This window comes from Caulobacter sp. SL161 (assembly GCF_026672375.1).
In the GTDB taxonomy this organism is placed as follows: Bacteria; Pseudomonadota; Alphaproteobacteria; order Caulobacterales; family Caulobacteraceae; genus Caulobacter.
This window is the reverse complement of sequence record NZ_JAPPRA010000001.1, coordinates 1164445-1187634: the sequence shown is the minus strand read 5'-3', so window position 1 is coordinate 1187634 and position 23190 is coordinate 1164445. Positions and strand designations below refer to the sequence as shown.

Below are 23190 nucleotides of genomic sequence, written 5' to 3'. Positions count from 1 at the left end.
AGTTCCTCCCCAATCAATCTGGTGTTTGCGCCGACGGGCTTTCTGTTCTGTCCGCGTCGGCGGCATGGCGGGCCTAGTCGGCCAAAGCCTTTCTGTTGGTGATGCGCAGCCGGGCGGCGGCGCCGGCCGGTTTGATGAGTCCAGACCGGGCGAGCGGTTGGCCGCCGCCGATCCACAGGTCCGCGACCCCCGCTTCTATGACCCGCTGTCCTTCCGGATCGACGGTGGCGAAGGCTTCGGGCGGCAGATCGAAGGAGACCGTCTGGGTCTGGCCCTTCTTCAGCGACAGGCGCTTGAACGCCTTCAGCGTCCGGATCGGAGCGCCGACGACGCCGGGTCGCGTGACGTACAGCTGGACCACCTCGTCGCCGTCTCGCCCACCGCTATTGGTGACCGGCACGGACACCTTGACGGCTTGGCCCGCAGCGACAGCGGCCTTGAGGACCGGCTTGCCGTAGGTGAAGCGCGTATACGATAGGCCGTAGCCGAAGGGATACAGCGCCTCCCCGCCGAAATAGCGGTAGGTGCGGCCCGCCATGTTGTAGTCCTTGAACGGCGGCAGCTGGTCGACCGAGCGATAGACCGTCACCGGTAGTCGGCCAGAGGGGCTGTAGTCGCCGGCCAGAAGGCCCGCGATCGCCGTTCCCCCCTCTCCGCCCGGGTACCAGGCCTCGACGATGGCCGGCAGGGTCTTATCGGCCCAATTGGTCGCGATGGCGCTGCCGTTCATCAGCACCAGGATCACCGGCTTGCCCAGGCCGTGCAGGTCTTCCAGCAACTTCTGCTGGGGAGCGGGCAGGTCCAGGCTGGTCCGGTCGCCGCCCGCGAAGCCCTGAGCGTGGACGCGCATTTCCTCGCCCTCGACGCGGGCTGAGAGCCCGCCGGCGAAGATGACCAGGTCGGCGCCCTTCGCTGCGGCCAGAGCCGAAGCGCTGTCGTCGGCCGGCTGACTCCAGATCAGGCCCTGGGTTCCACGCTCGCCGTCCTGGCGCGCCTCGATGGTGATCGCGTAGGTCTGTCCGACGGTCAGGTCGATAGACTTGCCCATCGACGGGTCGATCGTCCCATCCCAGAAATCGGCCAATACCCGGCCGTCGACCTTGATGCGCCAACCGCCGTCGCCGGTCAGTGTGAAGCCGTGCGGCCCGGTTTGCTGCGGCGTCACGAACCCGCTCCAGCGGATCGAACTCTGGCGGTTCTTACGCGTCGGCCAACCCCAGCGGAACTTTGCGTTGCTGTCCGTGCGGGTCTCCACCGGCGCGCCCGCCAGATCCAGGTTGCCGAACTCTTCGACCTTCAGCCCCTTGGTCGCGCAACCGGCGTCTTGGCAGAAGATTGCATCCGGAGCCGGCGTGCTGGCCGGGCCGATCAGGCCTGTGCCGGCGACGTGAATGACCTTGGTGTCGGGGAAACGGGCGCGGACGCCGCTCAGCAGCGTCACGGGCTTGGACGGCGTGCCGTTATAGTTGCCGACAAGGGCGTCGATACTGTCGGCGTTCGGACCAATCACGGCGATGGTCTTGGGTGCGGTCTTCAGCGGCAAAAGACCGTCGTTCTTGAGCAGCACCAGCGACGATTGAGCGGCGCGTAGAGCGACCGCGCGATGGGCTGGGGTGTCGTTTTCGGCGGCGGTGATCTTGCCCCATGGTCCGCTGGTCGGCGGGTCCATCAGACCCAGGCGGAAGCGAACCTCGAACAGCCGGCGCAGGGCCACGTCCACCTCGGCCTCGGTGACGAGGCCCGTGCGTATGGCCTCGGCGATGGCCGGCGCCTCGACGCCGTTCGGCCCGCCGAAGTCGCAACCCAGGTCCGAGCCCCCCTTCAGCGTAGCGGCGAAGGCCTCAGGCTTCGTCTTCCGATAGGCGTGGGCGTTGGGCAGGTAAACGTCGGCCACCGCGCCGCAGTCGGTCACGACATGGCCCTTGAAGCCCCAGTCGAGACGCAGGCGATCATTCAGCAGGGCCGAATTGGCGCAAGCCGGCACGCCGTACAGAGCGTTGTAGGCGCACATCACCGCCTCGACGCCGCCTCGCTGAACCAGCGTTTTGAAGGCCGGAAGGTAGGTGTCCTCCAGATCACGTTTGGAGGGATGGACGTCTTCGTGATGCCGATCGGCCTCCGGACCGCTATGCACCGCGAAGTGCTTGGCCGTGGCCATGGTCTTCAGATGAACAGGGTCTGGCCCTTGCAGGCCTTTCACAAAAGCCACCCCCATCTCGGCGGTGAGATGGGGGTCCTCGCCGTAGGTCTCCTGCCCCCGCCCCCAGCGAGGATCGCGGAAGATGTTGATGTTGGGCGACCAGACCGTCAGGCCCCGGTACTGGGCGGTGCTTCCGTCCGGCGCGACCTTCTCGACATACTTGGCGCGAAACTCGGTGCTGATGACGTCGGCGACCTGATGCATGAGGTCGGTGTCGAAGGTCGCGGCCAGGCCGATCGCTTGAGGGAAAACCGTAGCCTCGCCTGCGCGGGCCACGCCGTGCAGGCCCTCGTTCCACCAGTTGTAGGCCGGCACCGACAAGCGCGAGATCGCGGGTGCGGCGTGGCGCAGTTGCCCCGCCTTCTCGTCAACTGTCATGCGTGAGACCAGGTCGACGGCGCGCTGAGCGGCCGGCAGCTTGGGATCGCGATAAGCAGGCGTTTGCTGAGCCAATGCGGGCGCGGTCAGCCCGAAAACGGCCACCGAGACGAGCAGCAGGACGCGGTCGTTACGTGACATCAGTCTCTTTCCGGAAATCGTTAAGCTCTCGGATCAACTGGCGATCCGGCCGAAACAGGATTGTGCGCTCGCCGCCGAGCGCCTGGGCCTGACCGTTGGTCGGGTTGATGAGGGCGTAGTTGCCCTTCTGATGAAGGATCAGCTCGCCAATGCCCGGCAGCTGGAGGTTCTGACCGTCCAGCAGCGCCAAGCGCATGCGGCGGACAAGGGACTGGACGATGATGTCGCCGACTTCGCGGTCCCAGGCGCGGGAGAAGTCCATGAACGACTGCACGAAATGTCCGTCAACGCGCATCGACGCCTCGCGCAAATGCGGCGCGTCGATGACGGCGACCCAACCACATCAGGGCTCGTGACAAGACCTGCCTCCCCTCTCCAGAGCGGGCGAACGCCCACCGCCCGGCTGGAAACCGGTGTCAGTTGAGGAGGACATAAACATGCCGATTTTAGATTCGAAAGAAGAAAGTTACCGGTCACATTCAAAAATGTGCGCAAAATTATTGCCTATCCGGGCGCTCATCTGTGAATAACAAACGAGACAGATCAATCCGCACAATAAACCCGTCGCGACCGGGATTTTTTCCGTTCCGCATTGAACCGGCGCCTTGAAGGCCGCATCGTCGGCCTCCTGAGCGTCGCGTCGGACAGGGAGGGACCGTGGCGAATCCGCAGCGGCCCGCAGACGGTGACGAACCGCTGACGTGGAGTGAACGCGCCGTCTTCCGCGAAACCTACGCAGAGGACTGGCAAGACCTGTGCGTCTTCCTTAGGGCCCGCTTCGGCCGGGGCCCGCCCGATCCCGAGGACGTCGCCCAACAGGCCTTCGTCAAGCTGGGTGAGCGCCCCGCCGACCAGGAGCACGAGAATCCGCGCGGTTTCGTGTTCCGGGTCGCGATCAACCTGGCGCGCAACGCTTTGCGGCGTCAGCTCCGCGCCTATCACCTGGTTTCGGCCTCGGCGCCTGCGCTGGAGCCAGACGCCGAGCCGGACGCCGAACGCGCCTTGATCGCCAAGCAGGAGCTGGACCTGCTCAAGGGCGTCGTAAGGGCCATGCCGCCACGCCATCGCCGCTTCTTGACCGCCAACCGCGTCGCGGGACTGAGCTTCGCCGAGATCGCCCGCCAGAACGCTGTCTCCGAAGCCCTGGTCCGCAAGACCGTCGCCGAAGCGGTCGCTGCCTGCCAGCGCGCGCTGGACGGCGACCCTATCGATTTTCGAGGATTGTCCCGTGAACGCCACCGCCGTCCGTGATCCCGACATTGAGCGGCAGGCTCAAGGTTGGGCGATGACCGTTTTCGGCGAGCGCCTATCCGCTGAGCGCGCCGAGGACCTGCGGCTCTGGCTGGAAGCCGATCCGCGGCACGCCATAGCCTATGACCGCGCTGAACAGTTGATGCTTGCGTTACACGGCCTCGATCCCGACGACGCGGTGGACAAGGCGCGCGCACCCGGGAAAGCCCGCCGCTGGGTCTTGGCCGCGGCTCTGCCGCTGGCCGCCTGCCTGGTGATCGGCCTGGGCCTGACCCTGCGCCCGGCCGTCTTCGAGAGCGGAAGGACGATCCGCACCGTGGCCCTGACAGACGGCAGCACGGCGGTTCTGGCGCCCGAGACCCGGCTGCGCCGTTCCGGCTGGCTCAATGGCCGTCGCTACGCGCTAGAACAGGGCCGAGCGCTCTTCGACGTGCGCCATGCGTCGAACAAGCGCTTCGAGGTCGACGTCGGCGACGCGAAAGTCACGGTCCTCGGCACGCGTTTCGATCTGCGCCGGACGACCAGCGGCGACATCAGCGTTGCTGTGGAGCGCGGCCGGGTCGCCGTTCGCCGGAACACGGGCGGTCCACCTTTCGATGGGGTCCTCACGCCGGGCGACAGCGTGACATTGGACGCGGCGGGCGCGCAACGCAGCCGTGTGGCCGACCCGAACAGCATCAGCGCTTGGCGGGCCGGCCAGCTCAGCTTCATCTCCACCCGGCTGACCGACGTCGCCGACGACATCAATCGCTTTTCCGCGGTCCGCATCGCGGTCGATCCAGGCGTGAGGGACCTGCGTGTCACCGCAAGCTTCCGCGCGACCCAATCGGGTGCCTTCGTCGCCAGTCTGCCAGCGCTGCTGCCGGTGGAGGTCTCGCCACGCGCAGATGGGGTTCTTGTCGTCGCCGGCAGGAATGGGAACGCCAGCGCGCCACGATGAGCCCGCGCCTCCTCCTGGCAACGGCCGCGCTCCCCCTGGCCCTGGCGGGAGGTCCAGCCCTTGCGCAAGGCCCAACACGCCATGCCCTCGACTTGCCCTCCCAGCCACTGGCCCAGTCGCTGCTGGACCTCGCCGCCCGTACCGGCAAGGTCATCGCCGTCGCGCCGGTCATCCCAGTCGACCGGCGCGCGCCACCCCTGACCGGGCTGCTGAGCGTCGGCGAGGCGCTGACGCGCCTGCTGGCCGGAACGGGGCTGACTTTTGGGGTCGAAGCGAACGGAGTCATCGTCATCCGCGCCGCACCGGAGCGCGCCGCCGGCTCCGGTCCGCCCCCTTGGTCACCGCCCGCCGCCGCAGTGATCGCACCCGTCGAGGACCTCCCCCTCTCCCCGATCACCGTCGTCGCGCGGCCCCTGGGCGAGCGCGCGCGACTGGAGCGCTTCTCGCCGCGCCCGATCGACCTGCTGTTGGAAGAAGATCTTCAGCGCACCGGCCAGGGCGGCGTCGGTGACGTCCTGTCGCGACTCCCCGGCGCCAGCGCCACCCTGGACGCGGGCGAGGCGCGGCAACTGGCCGTGCGGGGCGTGGGCGCGCGCTTCACCCTCGTGCGGGTCAACGGAATGGAGACCCTGGCCACCTTCGGCGCGACCAATGCGAGCGGCGGGACCAACCGCGGACGCGCTTTCGACTACAACGTCTTCGCCGCCGACCTCTTCCATCAGGTGCGCCTGCAGAAGACCGCTTCGGCTGACCTGGAGGAGGGCTCGCTGGGCGCCAGCGTCGATATGCGTACGCGCTCGCCCTTCGATCTGCCCGCCCGCAGCCTGAGGTTGGCGGTTGAGACCACCTATAACGACGCAGCGGGCCGGGTGTCGCCGCGCGCCTCGGTTCTCGTGGCGGCCCGCGACCGCTCCGACAGGCTCGGCGTTGTCTTCTCCGGCGCGTATGGGCGGCGGCGCATCGCCGAGGACGGCGCCAGCTCAGGCCAGTGGGAGACCGGCACGGCGATCTATCCGGGGTTCGGCGCCGAAACGACAGATCAGAGCCTGGAGACTTTGAACGCGGCGCTGCACGCGCGCATTCCGCGCCTGGAATTGGTGCGTTCGGAGCAAAGCCGCTTGGGCCTCACCGGGAGCCTGGAGTGGCGGCCGGACGACAGAACCCGCGTCACCGCCGACCTGCTTTACGCCATGCTCCGGGTCGAGCGCCGCGAGGACCTTCTAGGGAGCTTCACCTTTCGTACAGCGGGCGCCTGCGCGCCAAACGCGGCTTGCGGCCTGAATGGCGTCACGGTCAGATCCGCGCAGGTCATTGACCCCGGCGCCCCCCTGCCCGTGCTGATCGCCGGAACATTCGACAACGTCGATGTGCGGGCCGAGGCGCGTCGCGACCGGCTTGAGACCGTGTTTCGCCAATCGACACTAACGATGACCCGGGAGTTCGAAGACGGCCTCAAGGCCAGCGTTCTGCTGGGATTCAGCCGCTCCGACTTCGGCAATCCGGCTCAGGACACCGTACTGCTGCAGCAGTCCGGCGTGTCGGGCTTTTCCTACAACTTCGCTGACCCACGGCGACCGATCATCGATTTCGGATCAGCGGACCTCACCACCCCTTCGGCTTGGCGTATCGTCGAGTATCGCTCTGATCCCAATTGGGTCGACAACGTCTTCAAGTCTGCGGCGTTCGACATCGAGCGAGACGGCCCTATCGCCTGGCGAGCGGGCGTCGTGCATCGGCGCTATGTGAACACGGCCACGACCCTTTCGCGCAGCGATGGCGGGATCGCCAATATCAACAGCGACCTTTCAGGCCGTTTGGCGAACGCCTCGCCGGCCACGTTCGGCCGCATCGCGACCATCGGCCCGGGCTTTGGCCCCCAACACTGGCTTTCGCTGGACGTAGGCCGCACACTGGCCTTTGCCGCCGGAGATTGCGGGCGCACGCCGTGCGATCTGGCAGCGCGCGGCGTGGGTCCTGTCGCCAATCTGAACTATACGGTGGGCGAGACCACCGACTCCGGTTTCATCCTTTTGGCGCGGCCCCATAGCGACGCGCGCCGGGTCTGGGGCGAGTTCGGCCTGCGCTGGACGACCACCGCCTATGACATTTCCGGCCTCGGCGTGGTCGATCCGGGCTTCGTCGGCGTTTCGACACGCGTCCGCCGTGACCAACGCCTCTTGCCGTCTCTGAACCTGGCTTGGCGACTATCGTCGGATATGGTCGCGCGCTTCGGCGCAGCCAAGGTCATCGCGCGCCCGGACCTTTTGAGCCTGCGCCCCGGTGTGAGCCTGACGACCACCGGGACCAAGCTGATCGCCGGCGGCAATCCTGACCTCAAGCCCACCCAGGCCACGACCGTCGATCTGGCGCTGGAGTGGCGTCCCGACCCACAGTTGGCCGTGAACTTGGCGGTGTTCCACAAGTCGATCTCGACGATGGTGCAGACCACCATCACGCGTCCCGCCCAGTTCTCCGCCAATCCTTATGGCCTTAGCGACGCCGTCGCGACCGCTGCGTGCGGCAACTCGCCGGGGTGCTCGGCCGACTTGCCGATCTGGCAATTCGCGCGACCGGCCAATTCGGGCCCAGGTAATCTTGAGGGCGTGGAGTTGGCCTTCACGCAGCGGCTGATTTCGCGCCCCCGTTCGGCATGGCGGGTGCAGGGCGCGGCTTCGTATGTTCGGAGCCGTGTCATGCTGATCGGCAAGTCAGGGCGTCTCGTCCCATTCGAGGACGCGCTTGGCGCCCCGCGCACGGCGGCCTTCCTCACCGTCCAGCGGATCGCCGGCCCCACCACCGTTGGCGCGACCGTGACCCATCGCGGCGCGTTCGTCGCCAGCGCGCCCGCGCCCAACGGCGGCGAGATCGACGGCGAGAGCGCCGTCACGCGGCTCGACATCTCCGCCAGCCGCCGGCTCTCACGCGGGCTGGACCTCAGTGTGGATGTAATCAATCTGACCAAGGCGTCCAACCGCCAGTTCAGCGACACGCGCCATATCCCGACCTTCTTGCATCGGACCGGTCGCGAGGTGCGCATGAGCCTGAGACTAAAGCTCTAGCCTGCTCTCCCGTTGGATCGCATCAGCTGGCCGGATCGCTGGGCTCAGACTCTATGAACCCATAGCCCGCCTATCGGGTTCAGAGAGTTCCATCGAAACTCTACAAGCTCTCTGGTGGCGCGATCGAAACCAGACGGTCTCCGCAGAGCTGAGGGTGATCCCGACCGGCCTTATTCGGGCTTCAGGGCGCTGTCCCAGTGCTCGTCGGCCTTGCCGTCCACAAAGCGCCAGCTGTCGAACCATGTGGTCGTATAGGTCTTGGACGGGTCCTTCGGGTCCGGCATTTCGCTGGGGAAGGCCACCGTGACGATATCCCCCTCGGCCACCACCGATACGATCTGGGTCGCCATCTTGTCCGGGATCGGTTTCGGCGTGACTTGGAGAACCTTGGTGAAAAAGTCGACCACGCCCTGCCGCCCCGAGGCGGCGTTAGGATTGTGCTGGATGTAACGCTCCGTCAGGTATCGATCAGCGCGATCCCAGTGGCCGGCTTCCAGAAGCTCCTTGATGATCTTGTAGGTCGTCTGCTTGTTCCGGTGCAAAATCGGGTCTGGGCTTGTGAAAAGAGCGTCGGGGTTGGGAACGCCCACGACACGATCCTGGGCCAGTGCGGGTCCGCAGACGCCTAGGGCGATGATCGTAATCAACAGACCAATTTTCATGTCTCTGTTCCCAGTTTGACTTTAGCGCACGACATCACAGCGCCGCAGCGCCAGAGCGTGACGCCTCTTGCGGCGCCGAAGCGCGACCCCACGCGCGCAGGACGGAAGGCTTCGTCAGGAGACGACCAGAGCCTCGCGGGTCAAAACGGAATCGTTTCGACGCGATAACGAGGCTCTAAATCAAACACTTAGAGCGTGACTTAAGCCGAAACCGGTTCCCACTTTCGGCCTCACGCTCTAGCGCCACCAATCCGCGCTGATCGTTCGGGTGGCGTTGGTGCCGCAATGGACTTCACCGCCCCAGCTGTGGTGGCTCAGCCAGTCGTCGATCGACCAAGCCTTGATACCGACGCTCGCATAGGCCTTCTCGACGGCGACCTGAAGAATGTCCTGACCATCGATGACCGGGCCCCACTGTTGAGGCGGCAGGTAGTTCTTGCGGTCCAGCAGCAGGCCGTTCACCGCCGCCGGATAGAAGGCGATCAGCGAACCGGGGCCGTAGGTGATGGCTTCGGCCATCAGCGGCAGGTTGTCGTCGACGGGCGGCGGCGGGGCGTCCTGCGGCGGCGCGGACGCCTCATGCTGCCGGGCCTTGGGGAGGCTGGCCGCGAACTCGGCGGTGTGGAACAGCCCCGGCACGCGCACGACCTCGCTCTCGGTGATCCCGGTCTCGGCCTTGAGGAGATCCAGGTTCAGTTCGACGCGCCGGCGCCCCAGCTCGTTGTCCTCCAGGAACGCCTTGTCGGCGAGCACCTCGTCGATCGTCTGCTGCGGGGCGTCGGGTCGCGAGAAGGCTTTCGTCGCGCCGAAGCCCCGACGTTGGGCGTCGCGGAGCAGAGCCAGGCCCGAGGCGACGTCCTTGACGGCGATCGTCCAGCCCCGGGGCGTATCGGCGGGCAGGAACTGCACGAACTCGTCGACGTGCCCGATGATGAGCCAGGAGGTGTCGAGCATGATCGGGGCCTGATCCTGCTGCGCGGTGAAGAAGGTGGTCATGTCGCGGTGCGGCGCAACGCCATCGGCGGCGTCGCCATAGATGACCCGGCCGACCGGATAGCGCTTGCCGTTGTGTTCGTAGGGCGGAACCGTCTCGAGATTCCCAAACGAGTCCGTCTGGTGATACCCAGCGCCGCCCAACTGCACGACGCCCATGTCCGGACCCCGAAGGGTGAACAGCGCGCGACCGGCCGAGCGCGTCGGCTGAGGCGAGCGGATCGCGATCCGCAACACCTTGGAGCCGCCGGGCGCGGGCATGCTGACATAGCCGAACTCGACAAAGTCCTGCGCCCAGATGTCCCTGGTCGGTATCTGTCGAAGCCGGCCCTGGAAGCCGGCGCTCTTCAGCGCCGTACTCAGATCGCTGATGAACGTCTTGTGGGGCTCCCACTTGCCGCTTTCCGGCGCGAAGACGTCCACGGCCTTTTCAAGATGATTGTGCACCAGGACCGGGGCGACACGCATCGCCACCTGATCGTGTGAGGTTTGGCCGCGATCGGAAACCGTGAACCGCAGGGTCACCCGCCCGTCCCAAACCGCCGCGTCGCGCACGACATCGCGGGAGTCGACACCGAACCTGGCGCCCTCGCGGACTTCCTTGGCGCTCAGGCGATCATTGGGGCCGACATAGGCCCATTTGCCCTTGCGCTGGATAAAGACGCGGATCTTCTCCGCGCCCGGCCCGATGGCGGCGACCTGGCCGCTGGCGCTGTTGGAGGCCCCTTGCGTCGGCAAGGTCATGACCGGCGCGAAATAGTCCGGCGCACGGGCGACGTCGCCCTCGGCGTCGTTGCAGGCCTCGAGTTGAGCGTCGGTGATGTTGGGGTTGGAGACGTCCGAGCAACGCTTGGCGCTGTCGCCGATATTGGGCAGAAGGATCGCCCCGCGCTGGCTCGTCCATACGGCCTTGTCGTCCGCGTCCGCCATGGTGACCACGCCATCGCGGTTCGTATCGGCGAGGATGACAGGCGCGCGAGCGGCGCCGTCCGCGCCCACAACCGTCCAGCCCGCAATCAACAGTGGCAAGATCATCTTCAATTCCTCGGACTCGTCAAAGGCGGCGCCAGCCTTCTCAGAAAAGATGCCATGAGCCCTGGCTGGCGGGGAACGCCTCCGCCGAACTCTCTTCTAGTGGCCAAGGCCTGGTCCAGTCACCCCGCAGGGGTACGCTCTGTCACCCGGTCCGGACACGCCACTTTGACGCCGAGGCCCGTTCGCGGGCGTGTCACCCGACGGCGGGACTTGTTCCTGTTACGCCGTCGGTTTCAGCTGGTAACGTTCAAAACAAGGAAGCTCATATGCGTCGTCGAACCCTCGCTCTCAGCGCCATGCTGCTTCTCAGCGCCGCGAGCACGGCGCTGGCTCAGAGCGCTACGCCTGCCGATACGGTCTTCCGCAACGGCTATGTCTACACCGTGGATGGCAAGGACAGCGTCCAGCAGGCGTTGGCGGTTCGCGATGGCAAGATCGTCTTCGTCGGCTCGAACGCCGCCGTCGCCAAACATGTCGGGCCGAAGACACGCAATGTCGACCTGAAGGGGCGCATGTTGATGCCGGGCTTGGTCGACGGACACAGCCACCCGCTTGCCGGGGGAAGCTCACAACGCGCCTGCAATCTCGACTACCTGCCGCTGACCGAGGCTGAGTTCCTTGAACGGATTCAGGCCTGTCTCGACAAGGCCAAGGCCGGCGACGACGACATCCTCGTCGTTGGCGGCTGGTATCGACAGTTCATGCGGCCCAAGGGCGTCAATCCGACCGCCGCCACTCTGGACCGCCTGCGCACCAAGCGGCCGGTGGTTGTCCGCAATCGCGATGGCCACTCGATCCTGCTCAATTCCAGGGCTCTGGCGTTGGCGGAGATCGACGACAAGACCCCCAATCCCCCGGGCGGAAAGATCGTCCGGGACGGCGCAGGCCGCGCCACCGGAATCCTGGAAGATGGCGCCGGCGATCTGATCGGCCGGAAGCTGCCGGCGCCGACCGAGCAAGACGCTCTCGAAGACGGGCGCGCCGCCTTCAAGTATCTGGCCTCGCACGGGGTGACCTCGCTACTGGATGCTGCGGCCTCGGAACCGAGCCTTGAGATCTACAAGAAGCTCGCGGCCGAAGGCGCTATGACCGCCCGCGTCCACGCGGCGATGTTCCTGGGAACCACGCGTGTCGAGGCGCCGGCCGAGACGGTCGCATGGCTCAAGACCCTGCGCGCCCGGTATGACGACCCTTCCGCCGGCACGGCCCCTACCCTTCGGGTCGACACCGCCAAGATGTTCCTCGACGGCGTCATTCAGGCCCCCGCCCAGACCGCTCGCCTGACCGAGCCCTACTGGACCAATCATGGCGACGATGCGCATCCGGTCTGGGGGCCGGGAGAACATCTCGGTGAGCTCTACACCTCGCCCGCTCAACTGAAGCCCATGCTGCTGGCTCTCGGCGAGGCCGGCCTCAACCCCCATATCCACGCGATCGGCGACGGCGCCGTGCGCGTGGCCCTGGATGGCTATGAAGCGCTGCGCCAAGCCCACCCCGGCCTCGATATACGCCCCGCCATCGCCCACACTGAGCTGGTCGAGCCGGCTGACTATCCGCGCTTCAAGGCGCTGAACGTCGCGCCGGTCATGTCCTACCAATGGTCCATTCCGGCGCCGAACTCGGTGACCGGCGCCAAGAACTACCTGGGGCCGGAGCGCTTTGAACGCATGGAGCCGTTCGACAAGCTGCAGGCCGCCGGCGCCACCCTCGCCTATGGGAGCGACTGGCCTGTCGACCGCCTGAACTATTGGCTGGCGCTGCAGGCGTCGATGACGCGGGCCGGTGATGGAACCTACGGCGACGAGTTCGCGGGACGCCTCAATAGCGCGCCCGGTTTGACAAGGGCGCAAGCCTTGCGGTCGATCACCTACAACAGCTCCTGGCAGGTTCACCAGGACAAGACCACCGGCTCTCTGGAAGTGGGCAAGCTGGCGGACCTTATCGTCCTGGATCGCAATGTGATGACCGTTCCGGTCTCCGAGGTCTCCAAGACCAAGGTTCTTATGACCATGATCGGCGGCAAGGTCGTGTACGACGCCGGCGTCGTTCGCCCGTAGTCGCCCCTCTACAGCAGAGCCCTTCTATCCGACTGCTTGATCGAAGGGCTCTAAATATCTGACTTTAAATCCTGTTTATCGAGTTTAGGTGGTTCCATCTAAACCCGATAGGCTTTAGGCGGCGTGGCCAAGCGCCACGCCGTTCGACGGCGAACTGAAGAAGCTGGCGAACACCTCCCGCGCGGAGGAAGTGCCCAGCTTCTTGTTGATGCGCTTGCGGTAGACCTTCACGGTCTCGGGGCTGATGTCCATTTCCCGCGCGATCAGCTTGTTGGAGTAGCCGCGCAACAACAGACCGATCACCTCGACCTCGCGCTTGCTCAGCCCCTTGGCCAGGCAGAGGCTCTCCAGGCTGACCTCGGGCGCGTCGTCGATCACCAGATTGCTCCAGTGCCGCTCGCAAAGCGCTATGAGGCAGGGCGCGATCTGCTGAAGCCTTTCAAGGCTCTCAGAGCGCGGCGGGCCGACCCGGGCGCCAAAGGACAGCAGGGCCCAGGCTCCGGCCGACAGCTTCACGAGCAACACGCACTCATCGTGCAAGCCGATCCCGGCGTAATACTCCCGGTAATAGTCCGAGCGCTCGAAATCATCGGGCGCGATGTCCGACAGCCGATAGAGGCCGTTGGGCGCGCCCGCCAGCGCCATGTTGTACCAGGGGTCGATCAGGTAGGCCCCGGCCAGATACGGCTCCAGGGTGCGCACGAGATCCGCTTGGGACAGATTGTTGAACAGCGGGCGGATACCACCGCGCTCGAAAAGCGCGACCATTACCATGCTGTCAAAGCCCGTCGCCGCCGCCACGAGATCGGCCAGCTCGGTCTCGAACGAAGGCGTGTTGAGCGACGTGATAAGATCCGCCACCCCCTGCACGAGCGAGCGATCCATCATCGCCGCAGTAATGTCGAAGTGCACCTTCACGTTTGGTGACCTCCCTCAGCGCCGCCCTCGCTCATTGATCGACGAGGCCTGTCGCAGAGACAATTGAACACGTCTTTCAACGAAAAAACAAAGCAATCCGTCCTGTTACTGACCGTTTGCGGGGCGCCTGAGCCCAAAATACGCGCTGTCGTCCGAGCGCAAAAGAAAAGGGGCGCGATTGCTCGCGCCCCTTGCAAGTTTAGGTTTTCCGACGTGGCGGAGAGCCGCAGCGTCCTAGCGGCGGTAAGTGACCGTGACGCCAAGCGTGCGGGGACGCACCGTCGTATCGATCCAGACCTGGTCGAACGCGAACCGGTCGGGCTGCTTGCCCAAAGACGGATGATCATTGGTCAGGTTGTTGACGAAGAGCGAGACGTCCGCGTCACCGAAGTAGCCGCCCACCCGGGCGTTCACGAGGTCGAAGGCCGCAGCGGGCTTGCGGAGCGGATTGTAGTTCGGAGACGCCGGGTCCGTCGCGCCTTGAGGGCGCCGCTTGTCTGTGTAGGTGTAGTCGGCGCGGATATAGTACTTCGAGAACTCGTACTGGGCCGAAAGATTGACGTTCCAGGGGGCCATATCCGGCTGGATGGCGCTGCCTTCGCTGACGAACACGATACCGCCCGGCGTGCGCGCGTCGTGATCGAAGGAGCTCTTGGTGTATCCCACCGAGCCCGAAAGGGTCAGCCCCTGGATCGGACGGGCCTGGACCGCAATGTCGAAACCCCTGGCGGTCGCGTCGCCCAGATTGTCGACAAAGTCGTAGAAACAGGTGGGCAAGAACACCTGGCTCTGGATGCCCTTCCAGTTGATCTGGAAAGCGCTGGCGTCGACGGTCAGGGCGCCACCCAGGAACCGGTTCTTCGAGCCGACTTCATAGCTCCAGACGGTGTCGGACTTGAACGTCAGCGGCTGGTTGGGCGCGCCGCTGCTATCGATATAGCCCAGGTTGTTCAGGTCCACATTGCAGAACGGCGGCAACTTGGGCGACACGCCTGCAGGCCGGAAGCCCTTGGCGGCGCTGGCGTAGAAGAGGTTGTCGCTGGTGGCCTGGTAGCCGAGGCTCAGCTTCGGCGTCACCGCTGTTTCGGAGACCTTATAGTCCTTGGTGGACGGGTAGGCCGGCGTGAAGGGGGCCTTGCCCAAGGCGCACGTGACACCGGTCGGGCAAGGCGCGCCGCCCGGAGCGTTCAGATTGTTCAGCGGGCCGCCGAACTCCGCATCGTAGACGAGCTTGTTGTAGGAAACGCGCAAGCCCCCGGTCAGGGTCAACTTCTCGGTGACCTTGAAGTCGGCCTGCGTGAAGCCGGCCCACTGGGTATCCACCGCCTTGCGGCTTTCCCAATAGTTCACTCCGTCCGGTGAATCGACGCCGAACATGTTTTGCAGGGCCGTCGACCCGGCGCCGAACGGCGTTCCACCCGCGACCCCAAGACCCACCACCGGCAGGCTGGAGAGGAAGTTGTTGAGGATCGACTGGTCGGCCTTCTGTTCATTGTGCGAGAAGAAGCCGCCGGCGACGAAGCGCAGACGCGCGTTGGGGTCAGCCGATTGCAGCCGCACTTCCTGCACGAAATTCTTCTGCGCGACCTCGTAGCGCGACACGGCCTGATAGCCGCGCGTGGGCAGCAGGACGAACGCGAACTGCAAGGCGTCCAGACGCGTCCAGTCCAGGTTCTGGGCGCTCTTACGATCGAAGAACGAGGTGCTCGACACGGCCTCGAACTTGCCCAGATCCCAGTTGGCGCCCAGGCTGGCCAGATAGAACCGCTCGTCGCCCTCGGCGCTGTCAGGCACGTCCAGCTTGAGCAGCCCCGCCGTCGAGCCCAGGGACTGGGCGAAGCGCACGCGCTTGTAGTCGCCATCGCGCGACAGGGACGTCCAGTAGCTGTCGCCCCCGTCATTGGTCCTGCGCTTCTGATAGCTCAGCGAAGGCGTCAGGGTGATGGCGTCGGTCGCCGCCAGCTTGAACGCCAAGCGCGCGTTCCAGACGTCGTTCCAGTTGGCGTCCTTCTCGACGACAGTCGCGTTCTTCAGGACGATGTTGCTGTCAAATCCCGCAGCCGTGGTGGGCCTGGGCAGCACCGCACCGCTGCTGTCACGGGCAAAATCGAGATCGCCGGTCAGAGCGTCGACATAACCACCGTCTCGGCGATACGAGACGCTGGCGCGGAAGCCCAGCTTGTCGGCGACGATCGGACCGCCAATGGCCACGCCGGCCTCATAACTGTTGTCGCCCTTCGCCGTCTTGGCGCCTTCGACCCGCGCCAAGGTCGAGAATGTATCGAGGCTCGGCGAGGTCTGGATGAAGCGCACCGTGCCGCCCTGCGACCCGGCGCCGAACAAGGTGCCCTGGGGACCGCGCAGCACCTCGACGCGCTCCAGATCAAAGACCTGCGGGAACGCCGTCCCCGAGCCGTAGCCCAGATTGCGAACCTGGATCGGCGTGTCGTCGATATAGACCCCGGTCGTGGCCGCGCCGGCGTTCGAGGTGATGCCGCGGATCGAGATGTTGTTGGATCCCGTAGGCCCACGCTGCAGGTCCAGTCCGGGGGTGAGCTTGACCAGATCGTCGATCCGCTTGACCCCCTGCTTGTCCATCTGCTCCTCGCCAAAGGCGGCGACGCTGACCGCCACGCGCGAGGCGCGCTCTGACGTTCGCGTCGCGGTGACGACGATGTCGTCGATAACCGTGGAATCAGCGGCGGTCGTGCTTTGGGCCCAGGCTTGGGACGCTGAAACCGAAAGCGCTGTCGTCAGTAGAGCTATGCGAAACTTAGTGTTGCTTTTCAAAGTAACCCCCTCGTTTGAAGATTAGCAAACGTCGACCGACGATCAGGCGCTTGGCTACGAGCAAGCCGTGCAAGTCAAAGCGCTCTTTTTATTGCACCTGCATGCTGGTCTCACGGCGGGGGGCGAGGCAAGTAACCCCTCTGAGGTACAAGATCGGCGTTCGTTTGGGGCGTACGATGCACCCTAGATCGAGCCGAAATCCTCGGCCCGATGGAGTTTAAGCCAGTACCCCGCGCGGGCCGCCGCCATGCCGACCGTTATGGACCAGCGCGCCCAACGACAACGCCTTCGCGAGTGTTCATGTGACCAGCAATCTTCGGATCAATGCCGATCGTCTGTGGGCGTCATTGATGGAAATGGCCCAGATCGGCGCCACCGCCCTGGGCGGTTGCAACCGTCAGGCCCTGACCGATTTGGATCGGCAGGGACGCGATCTCTTTGTCGCTTGGGCGAAGGCCGCAGGATGCTCCGTACGGATCGACGCCGTCGGAAACATCTTCGCGCGACGCCACGGGCGCGACGACGCCGCCGAACCGGTCCTGACCGGCAGCCATCTCGATACGCAGGCCACGGGCGGAAAGTTTGACGGCGTCTACGGCGTGCTGGCCGGCCTTGAGGTCTTGCGCGTGCTGCAAGAAAACCAGATCGAGACTGATCGACCGATCGAGGTCGCCTGTTGGACGAACGAAGAGGGCTGCCGGTTCGCGCCCGCCATGCTGGGGTCCGGCGTCTTCTCCGGCGCCTACGATCTGGAGTTCGCCTATTCGCGTCGCGACCGGGACGGCTTCGCGTTCGGAGAAGAACTCGAACGGATCGGCTACAAGGGCGACCAGCCGGTCGGCGGCCAGCGCTACGCAGCAGTGTTCGAAACCCATATCGAACAGGGACCGATCCTGGAGCACGAGGGCGACGTGATCGGCGTCGTAACCGGCATCCAAGGCGCCTACTGGTTCGATCTGACACTAACGGGCGCGTCGGCGCACGCCGGTCCCACGCCGATGTCGATGCGGCGTGATCCGTGGCGCGCGGCCGCCCCCATCGTGAACAAAGCCCTGGCCATCGCCGAGGCGAACGCGCCTTGGGGCCGCGCAACCATTGGCGACATCAAGGCCACGCCCGGCGCCCGCAACACGGTGCCCGAAAGCCTGACGCTGACCATCGACATCCGCCACCCTGACACCGCGACTCTGGAAGCCATGGTGGCCGAGCTGCGGGCGTTCATCGACAAGAGCGCCGCCGAGCACAGCCTGCAGGCCGGCCTGGAGACCGTCTGGTACATGCCGCCGACCGCATTCGACGAGCATCTGGTGGGCTTGGTCGAAGCCGCGGCCTTCAATCTCGGCGCGTCAGCCCGGCGCATGGTGAGCGGGGCCGGGCACGACGCCCTGCACCTGGCTCAGGTCGCGCCGACGGCGATGATCTTTGTGCCCTGCGAAGGCGGGGTCAGTCACAACGAGATCGAGAACGCCAAACCGGAAGACCTGGTCGCCGGAGCCAATGTGCTCCTGCTGTCCATGCTGGCGGTCGCCGGACGGGCCTAAACCTCGCCGTTTCCAAGAAAACATGAGGCCGCCGCCACAGGCGAAGCGCGCCTCCCAGGAGTCACTCATGACCGCAAACAGCGCCGCTGCCGCTTGGCGTCAGGATCTCGAACACTTCATTCATCCCTATACGGACTTTGCCACTTTTAGGCCTGCGGGCAGTCAGGTCATCTCGCGAAGCGCGGGCGTGACGGTGTTCGACGGTGATGGGCGTGGCTATCTCGACTCGATCGCCGGGCTTTGGTGCGTGAATCTGGGTCATGGCCGCCAGGAGATCGCTGATGCGATGGCCCAGCAGGCTTCGACCCTGGCCTACTTCAACACCTTCGGGCATTCGACCAATGAGCCCGCCGCCTTGCTGGCCGGAGAGATCGCCGCCCTTACGCCGGGTGATCTCAACCATGTCTTCTACACGACGGGCGGATCGACCGCGAACGACACCGCCGTTCGGCTGGTTCATTTCTATTTCAACCAGCTTGGCAAGCCGAAGAAGAAGAAGATCATCTCCCGCAACTACGCCTATCATGGGTCCACCTACTTCGGCGCGACGCTGACCGGTATCCACGCCACCCACATGGGCTTCGACAAGATCGCCCAAGACGTCGTGCATCATGTCTCGGCGGCGAACCTCTACCGGCGCCCCGACGGGCTGGATGAGGACGCCTACTGTGACTATCTCGTCGACGAACTGGCGGCGCGGATCGAGCAGCTGGGCGCCGACAATGTCGCCGCCTTCATCGCCGAGCCGATCATGGGCGCCGGCGGCGTTCTCGTGGCGCCGCGCGGCTATCACGCCCGCGTGCACGCGCTCTGCAAGGCCAACGACATCCTCTACATCGCCGACGAGGTCGTTACGGCCTTCGGGCGGCTGGGCCAGTGGTTTGCGTCCGAAGCCGAGTTCGGGCACGTTCCTGACGTCATCGTGAGCGCCAAGGGCATCTCCTCGGGCTATTGCCCGCTAGGCGCCGCCATTTTCTCCAAGCAGATCTATGACGTGATCAGCGTGCCCCAGGGGCCGGGGGGCGTGCTTTCGCATGGCTTCACCTACAGCGGCCATCCGGTCTCCTGCGCCGCCGCCCTCAAGACCATCGAGATCATGCGACGCGAAAACACGCTCGAGAACGTCCGCGACGTCGGGCCCTACCTGCAGCAGCGCCTTGGCGAACTGCTCCGCCACGAAGCGGTGGGCGATGTGCGAGGCAGCCACCTGATGGCGGGGATCGAACTGGTCAGCGACCGCGCGACCAAGCAGGGCTTCGACGCCGAGGTCGGCGCGGCGCACAAGGTCTTTGAAGCGGCCAGACGCCGCGGCGTGATCGTGCGTCCGATCGGAAACATCATCGTCCTGTCGCCGCCGCTGACCTTCGGCCGCGCCGAGGTCGATACCGTCATCGACGTCCTGCACGAGAGCCTGGAGGAGGCCGCTCCGGCCCTGTTGCGCTCATGAGCGAGGCGACTTCGGAACTCAAGCCGGAAGGGGCGGCGCTTCAGCGGCGCCTGGGCTTTACGGACCTCGTCGCCTATGGCCTCGCCTACATCGCGCCGATCGCGCCGCTCAGCACGCTGGGCTTTGTCTGGGCCGAGTCTAACGGACTGATCGCGTTGACTTACCTGGTCGGCGGGCTGTGCATGCTGTTCACAGCGAACAGCTACGCAGTCATGACGCGCGAGGTGCGCTCGGCCGGTTCGGTCTACGGGTTCGCACGGGAGGTGCTCGGCGACTTCGTCGGCTTCGTCGGCGGCTGGCTGATCCTGCTCGACTACCTGCTGATCCCGGCGGTGGTCTATGTGCTGATCGCCGTGGCCCTATCGCAGCTGATCCCGGGCGTCGATCGCGGCGTGTGGATCGTTCTGCTGGTCCTGACGACCTTCTGCATCAACTGGTTCGGCGTCAAAACCACCTCCCGCGTGAACATTTTCTCGGTCATCGCCCAGACCGCCGTGGTCGCCATCGTGCTGGTCGCGGCCCTGGTGGCGCTGTTCCACGGCCAGGGCGCGGGGGGGCTGTCGATCAAACCCTTCTACAATCCCGAACAGTTCTCAATGACGGCCATCTTCGCGGCCACCTCCATCTGCATCATGTCGTTCCTGGGCTTCGACGCCGTCTCGACCCTGGCCGAAGAAACGAAGGACCCGACCGGCAAGACCATGGGCCGGGCGATCCTGACCTCACTCCTGGCGGCGACGGCGCTCTTTGTCTGCACCACCTGGATTCTGGGCAGCCTGATGCAAGGGCTGGTCGTGAAGGACGCCGCGGCGGGCACGTATGAGCTGACGGCCCAGCGCATTGCGCCCTGGGTGGCGATCCTCATCGCCTGGACCTATGCGATCGTGGTCGGCTTCACCAACGCCTTGCCGATGCAGGTCGGCGTGGCGCGGATGCTGTTCGCCATGAGCCGTGATCGCCAGTTGCCGGCGTTCATGGCCAAGGTTCACCCCAAGTACGGCACCCCCTGGGTGGCGATGGCGCTAGCCAGCATCGTCTCATGCGTCGTGGCGCTGATCATGCGTGATCATCTCGACGAGTTGGCGTCACTGGTCAATTTCGGCGCGCTACTCGGGTTCCTGCTTCTGCACCTGTGCGTGCTGGTGCGGTTTGGCCTGCAAAAGCGCTCACACAACATCCTGCTGCACTGGGCTGCTCCGCTGGTGGGCATGGTGGTGGTCGGCGCTGTGCTGAGCGGCATGAGCAAGCTGGCCATAGTCCTCGGCGCGGCGTGGACGCTGGTGGGCCTGGTTGTCGGCATCTGGCTGGCGCAACGCCGCAATCTCTCTTCCTCGGCGGTTTCCTGATGACGGTTTCACACACTTCACTGTCCCGCCTGGGGGACGCCGCGCGCGCCTTCCTTGAGCGCCGTCGAGGACTCTATATCGACGGAGCCTGGGAAGACCTCGAAGCGCGTATCGAGGTGCTCGACCCGTCGACCGGCGAGGTGTTCGCCACCGTCCCCCGGGCGGGCGCCGCCGAGATCGACCGAGCGGTTCGCGCGGCGCGGGTCGCGTTCGATGACGGCCCTTGGCGGAGCATGAGCCCCGCCGATCGCGGCAAGCTGGTCTGGCGGCTGGGCGACCTCGTCGAACAGCACGCTGACGAGCTGGCCGAGCTTGAGGCCCTCGACAACGGCAAGCCCGTCACCGACGCGCGCTGGGGCGACGTCGCCTTCTGCCATGAGCTTCTGCGCTACATGGCGGGCTGGAGCACGAAGATCACCGGCGAGACCATTCCGTTGTCCTCGCCGTCGGCCTTCCACGCCTACACCTTGCGCGAGCCCGTCGGCGTGTGCGGCCAGATCGTGCCCTGGAACTTCTCGCTGATGATGGCGATCTGGAAGGTCGCGCCGGCGCTGGCCGCCGGGTGCACGATCATCCTCAAGCCCGCCGAGCAGACGCCGCTGACCGTGCTGCGCTTGGCCGAGTTGGTCGAGCAGGCCGGATTTCCCAAGGGCGTCTTCAATGTGGTGACCGGGCTTGGCGAGGAGGCGGGCGCCGCGCTCGCCGCTCACCCCCTGGTCGACAAGGTGGCCTTCACCGGCTCGACCGAAGTCGGCAAGAAGATCCTTCGGGCCGCCGAGGGCAACCTCAAGAAGGTCTCGCTGGAGCTGGGCGGCAAGTCGCCGATGATCGTGCTGGATGACGCCGATCTGGAGCGAACGATCCCCGCCGTCGCCTCGGGCATCTTCCACAACATGGGCCAGACCTGCACGGCGGGAACGCGGCTCTACGTCCACGCCAAGGTCGCGGACGCCATCCTCAAGGGTCTGGCCGAGCACGCCGGGGCCCTGAAGATCGGTCCGGGTCTGGATCCCGACACCCAGATCGGCCCGCTCGTCTCCCAGGAGCAGTTCGACAAGGTGATGGGTCACATCGCCGCCGGCCAGGCTCAGGGCGCCAGGCTGCTCTGCGGCGGCGGCCGGCGCGGCGAGCGCGGCTATTTCGTGGAGCCGACGATCCTGACCCATACGACCCCGGACATGACGGTGGTCAGGGAAGAGATCTTCGGACCGGTGCTGGTCGTGGCGACGTTCGATGACCACGGCCTGGACGAGGTCATCCGCCAAGCCAACGACAGCATCTATGGGCTGGCGGCCAGCGTCTATACGCGCGACGTCAGTCGGGCCCACCTGATCGCCGCGCGCCTCAAGGCCGGAACGGTGGGCGTCAACACCCACCATGTTGTTGATCCGGCGCTGCCGTTCGGCGGCTTCAAGCAGTCGGGCTGGGGACGCGAAATGGGCTGGAGCGCCATCGAGCTCTATACCGAGCTCAAGTCGGTCGGCGTCGCCCTTACCTAGACGTCGCCGCCACCTCAGCCTCGCACGCCTTCGCCAGCCAGCGGCGGAAGCGGGCGAGGCTGTTGCTTGTCCAACGGTCGGCGCGCGCCTTCAGAACATAGGTCCCGATCGGCGCGCGAAGGGCCTGGCCATCGGCGCACAAGGGGACGAGCGTGCCCGCCGCCAAGTCGTTCCGGGCCAGGAAGATATTGGTCAAGGCCACGCCCTGACCTTCGCGCGCGGCGCCCAACGCCAGATGCGCCTGCCAAAGCCGGGCCGCCGGCGCGGGCATCGGACGCTCCACCCCATGGGCCGCGAACCATGCGCGCCAGTCGGCGTCGTTCTCTTCATGGAGCAGAGGGGCGGCCAGAAGGTCTTCGACCCGGTTCAATCCCGCCCCCAGCCGAGCCGCGAGAGCGGGACTGGCGACGGGGAACATGTCGGGACGCGCCAGCGTCAGGGCGCGGACTTCCGGACCCGGCGGTCGCGCGTCCGCGTCGCGCACAAACCGGATGTCGGCGTCGGCCTGCATATGGGTGATCACAGCCGCTGTTTCCGATGGGCGCAGATCCACCAAGACCGCAGGATTGGCGAGGCGGAAGTCGGCGAGATGGCCGTTCAGCCATTGCGACGCGAATCCTGGGACGCACCAGACCTCCAGCCGGGCGCCGGCTGAGCGCATGGCCGAGACCGTCGCGCCGTTGAGCTGGTCCAGAGCGCTCGCAACCGCCTGGAAGTAGTCGACGCCTGCGGGCGTCATGACGCCGCGCTCTCGGTCGATCAACATCACCCCAAGAGCGGCTTCCAGTGTGCGCAGGTGACGGCTGACGATCGCGTGGCTGACCCCCAGGTCCTCCGCCGCCCGACGGACGCCGCCGGTACGCCCGAACGCCTCGAAGGCGCGCAAAGCGGCGAACGGGGGGAGCACGCGGAGACGGGCTGTCACGGGGGATT

General features: G+C 65.8%; 15 protein-coding genes. 8 read left to right on the top strand and 7 right to left on the bottom strand.

What is annotated here, in order from left to right; translation table 11 throughout:
- Window positions 1-73 precede the first annotated feature (73 nt).
- Together OVA11_RS05920 and OVA11_RS05915 are read right to left on the bottom strand one after the other, a co-directional pair.
- Window positions 74-2719: a glycoside hydrolase family 3 C-terminal domain-containing protein gene (locus OVA11_RS05920; RefSeq protein WP_268066606.1), complete on the bottom strand. Its 2646-nt coding sequence runs from the start codon at window positions 2717-2719 to the stop codon at window positions 74-76.
- Window positions 2709-3014, bottom strand: a complete 306-nt coding sequence (locus tag OVA11_RS05915) for an HU family DNA-binding protein (protein WP_268066604.1) — start codon at window positions 3012-3014, stop codon at window positions 2709-2711. The genes OVA11_RS05920 and OVA11_RS05915 overlap by 11 nt, the downstream gene beginning before the upstream one ends.
- Window positions 3015-3376: 362 nt before the next feature.
- Between OVA11_RS05915 and OVA11_RS05910 the strand changes: the two genes are divergently transcribed.
- The 3 genes from OVA11_RS05910 to OVA11_RS05900 all read left to right on the top strand — a co-directional run bounded on the left by OVA11_RS05910 (window position 3377) and on the right by OVA11_RS05900 (window position 7969).
- Entirely contained in the window at window positions 3377-3970 is a 594-nt protein-coding gene (locus OVA11_RS05910; RefSeq protein WP_268066603.1) for an RNA polymerase sigma factor, read from the top strand.
- On the top strand, window positions 3948-4910 hold the full coding sequence (locus OVA11_RS05905) for a FecR family protein (protein WP_268066602.1): 963 nt from the start codon (window positions 3948-3950) through the stop codon (window positions 4908-4910). Before OVA11_RS05910 ends, OVA11_RS05905 begins: the two co-directional genes overlap by 23 nt.
- A 92-nt stretch (window positions 4911-5002) precedes the next feature.
- Window positions 5003-7969 carry a TonB-dependent receptor gene (locus OVA11_RS05900; RefSeq protein WP_268066601.1) on the top strand — a complete coding sequence of 989 codons (2967 nt, stop codon included), beginning with the start codon at window positions 5003-5005 and terminating at the stop codon, window positions 7967-7969.
- Window positions 7970-8139: 170 nt separating this feature from the next.
- Here OVA11_RS05900 and OVA11_RS05895 read toward each other — a convergent pair whose 3' ends face one another.
- Both OVA11_RS05895 and OVA11_RS05890 read right to left on the bottom strand, forming a co-directional pair.
- Complete coding sequence (locus tag OVA11_RS05895; protein ID WP_268066600.1) at window positions 8140-8631, bottom strand: nuclear transport factor 2 family protein; 492 nt, start codon at window positions 8629-8631, stop codon at window positions 8140-8142.
- A 237-nt stretch (window positions 8632-8868) separates the two neighbouring features.
- Complete coding sequence (locus OVA11_RS05890; protein ID WP_268066599.1) at window positions 8869-10659, bottom strand: protein-arginine deiminase domain-containing protein; 1791 nt, start codon at window positions 10657-10659, stop codon at window positions 8869-8871.
- A 266-nt stretch (window positions 10660-10925) separates the two neighbouring features.
- Between OVA11_RS05890 and OVA11_RS05885 the strand changes: the two genes are divergently transcribed.
- A complete protein-coding gene (locus OVA11_RS05885; RefSeq protein ID WP_268066598.1) occupies window positions 10926-12716 on the top strand; it encodes an amidohydrolase in 1791 nt (596 codons plus the stop codon).
- Between the two features lie 114 nt (window positions 12717-12830).
- Here OVA11_RS05885 and OVA11_RS05880 read toward each other — a convergent pair whose 3' ends face one another.
- On the bottom strand, window positions 12831-13634 hold the full coding sequence (locus tag OVA11_RS05880) for a helix-turn-helix transcriptional regulator (protein ID WP_268066597.1): 804 nt from the start codon (window positions 13632-13634) through the stop codon (window positions 12831-12833).
- 234 nt (window positions 13635-13868) lie between these two features.
- Window positions 13869-16268 carry a TonB-dependent receptor gene (locus tag OVA11_RS05875; RefSeq protein ID WP_268066596.1) on the bottom strand — a complete coding sequence of 800 codons (2400 nt, stop codon included), beginning with the start codon at window positions 16266-16268 and terminating at the stop codon, window positions 13869-13871.
- A 458-nt stretch (window positions 16269-16726) separates the two neighbouring features.
- On the opposite strand from OVA11_RS05875, the gene OVA11_RS05870 reads away from it, so the two are divergent.
- The 4 genes from OVA11_RS05870 to OVA11_RS05855 all read left to right on the top strand — a co-directional run bounded on the left by OVA11_RS05870 (window position 16727) and on the right by OVA11_RS05855 (window position 22257).
- Window positions 16727-17965 (top strand): Zn-dependent hydrolase, encoded by a 1239-nt coding sequence (locus OVA11_RS05870; RefSeq protein ID WP_268066595.1) that lies wholly within the window; start codon window positions 16727-16729, stop codon window positions 17963-17965.
- A 67-nt stretch (window positions 17966-18032) separates the two neighbouring features.
- Entirely contained in the window at window positions 18033-19412 is a 1380-nt protein-coding gene (locus OVA11_RS05865) for an aminotransferase (protein ID WP_268066594.1), read from the top strand.
- On the top strand, window positions 19409-20758 hold the full coding sequence (locus OVA11_RS05860) for an APC family permease (protein WP_268066593.1): 1350 nt from the start codon (window positions 19409-19411) through the stop codon (window positions 20756-20758). Before OVA11_RS05865 ends, OVA11_RS05860 begins: the two co-directional genes overlap by 4 nt.
- The gene (locus OVA11_RS05855; protein ID WP_268066592.1) at window positions 20758-22257 is read left to right on the top strand and encodes an aldehyde dehydrogenase family protein; all 1500 of its coding nucleotides are present in this window, start codon (window positions 20758-20760) and stop codon (window positions 22255-22257) included. The genes OVA11_RS05860 and OVA11_RS05855 overlap by 1 nt, the downstream gene beginning before the upstream one ends.
- Here the strand turns inward: OVA11_RS05855 and OVA11_RS05850 are convergent.
- Window positions 22250-23182 (bottom strand): LysR substrate-binding domain-containing protein, encoded by a 933-nt coding sequence (locus OVA11_RS05850; protein ID WP_268066591.1) that lies wholly within the window; start codon window positions 23180-23182, stop codon window positions 22250-22252. The two genes, OVA11_RS05855 and OVA11_RS05850, sit on opposite strands and share 8 nt — an antisense overlap.
- Window positions 23183-23190: the final 8 nt, after the last annotated feature.